Genomic DNA, 898 nt, shown 5'->3' with positions numbered 1-898 from the left:
AGGAAAATCCATATATCTGATTACGATATTTACTGGCGGATGAAATGAATTTGCGAAAGAATCTTGACACTACCTTTCTTCATAAGTCTGAGGCTTTGATTCTATTTATTCTTTGCACTTTTTCTGGGTCTTTGTTGCCCAAGGCAGGTATTGATTCAAGGTTTCGGCATCTTTGAAGTTTGCTGTATTCGGCAGCTTTTCAAAAAGGTATAGTAGTAATACTGCTTGATAAGGATATCCTGCTGCGCACAGAACCCCTTCACCGTTAAGCCACTCTGCTGGCGCTGCGCGATGATCTGCATCCAGTGTTTCATTCTTATTTCGTGTGTAATTTTTTGAGTATCCAAAAACATTCTCCTTACTGAATAGGACAAATTAGAGTTTTTAGACAAAATGGGAGAAACTCTAATTTGTCTCATTTATCCTGTTTGATGAGCCTATTGCCTCACAAACAGCCAGAAGATTAAATCCACCGATTTATCTTCCTCTTACTTTATTTGTTCAAAAAGTTGTAAAATGCTGTATGACGATAGATGATGGATAAAAAGAAACGGCCATGCAGGATTATCCTCTTGCATAGCCGTTTTTCGTTATTCATTTATAACTTCTTCAATTATCTGTTTAACCTTCTTATTGCTCAACTGAGTGTGAAAAGATACTTTATAACCGTCCAGTGTTAACTGTTGAAAAAATTTCTCGGCACACTTTATCTTGGCTTCTTCTTTGCCGCGCAGCGTCGATTGATTCTCTACGAGTTTCGTCTCTACAACAATGTTTAAATCTTTAGTTCCATTAGCTTTCTTGACGACATACATGAAGTCTATAATGGGCCTGTGAATTCAGACCAGTACTGAAAATTTTAAGAGTGCATGATATAGTATTAAGTAACGAAAATTGG

The 898-nt window shown here is 37.0% G+C and carries 2 protein-coding genes; both read right to left on the bottom strand.

All coding sequences use genetic code 11. From position 1 onward, the window contains the following. Window positions 1-155 precede the first annotated feature (155 nt). On the bottom strand, window positions 156-347 hold the full coding sequence (gene tnpA / locus WMO23_RS11355) for an IS66 family insertion sequence element accessory protein TnpA (RefSeq protein WP_302420382.1): 192 nt from the start codon (window positions 345-347) through the stop codon (window positions 156-158). 243 nt (window positions 348-590) lie between these two features. Further along, entirely contained in the window at window positions 591-815 is a 225-nt protein-coding gene (locus WMO23_RS11350; RefSeq protein ID WP_349174130.1) for a restriction endonuclease, read from the bottom strand. Window positions 816-898 lie beyond the last annotated feature (83 nt).

It is taken from the genome of Megasphaera intestinihominis (assembly GCF_040096415.1).
Taxonomy (GTDB): domain Bacteria; phylum Bacillota; class Negativicutes; order Veillonellales; family Megasphaeraceae; genus Megasphaera; species Megasphaera intestinihominis.
Note: the sequence above shows the minus strand (reverse complement) of the source record. Positions and strands in the feature narration are given on the sequence as shown.

Bases quoted from the DNA above. Each gene is read 5' to 3' on its own strand.
- WMO23_RS11350 (WP_349174130.1), bottom strand. From the start codon at position 815: ATGTATGTCGTCAAGAAAGCTAATGGAACTAAAGATTTAAACATTGTT.